At 58.5% G+C, this 622-nt stretch carries 1 protein-coding gene; it reads right to left on the bottom strand.

The window, feature by feature from the left end:
• Positions 1 to 263: 263 nt before the first annotated feature.
• Positions 264 to 622 (bottom strand): LuxR C-terminal-related transcriptional regulator (locus BBF94_RS26930; protein WP_141676644.1); only part of this gene is annotated, 359 nt, incomplete at its 5' end.

Below are 622 nucleotides of genomic sequence, written 5' to 3'. Positions count from 1 at the left end.
TCGACCTGGCTCATACCCACACCTTTGTTATTGATGACTGCTGTGGGATTAAGCCTAGTGGCTGCTTGCAGTCACGCAAATCGGGGCGCAGGAGAGAATCGCCTCAGCCGGATGGAAGGCCGGGGGTAGGGATTGCCCTACAAGGATGGCGCTAATAGATAGAGCAGTTGCGAGTGTTGAGCTGCAAGCCGCAAGAACAAGCAAAAGCGCCTGTCGCTTATGGATATGCCCAATATCGCAGGTTCGATGAAGAAACCTGTGGTTCAGAGGAGCTTGTGTTCCATTGCGTACTTCACCAGTTCGGCGAGTGAGGTGATGTTGAGTTTCTGCATCAGCCGCGCCTTGTGCGTGCTGATGGTCTTGCTGCTCAGGGCGAGTTGCTGGGCGATGTCGTTGACGTTGGCGCCCTGGGCCAGGCGTTCGAATACCGAGAACTCGCGCTCCGACAACAACGAATGCAGCGGTCGCGTATCGGTCAGGCCGACTTCGAAGACCATGCGGTCGGCCAGATCCGGGTCGATATAGCGCCCGCCTGACGCCACCTTGCGGATTGCTGTCAGCAGCAATGCCGGATCGCTGTCCTTGGTCGCGTACCCGGCGGCACCGACCTTCAGGGCCCGGG

Origin of the sequence: Pseudomonas bananamidigenes, assembly GCF_001679645.1 — a bacterium.
Lineage (GTDB): Bacteria > Pseudomonadota > Gammaproteobacteria > Pseudomonadales > Pseudomonadaceae > Aquipseudomonas > Aquipseudomonas bananamidigenes.
This window is presented reverse-complemented; position numbering and strand designations above follow the sequence as displayed.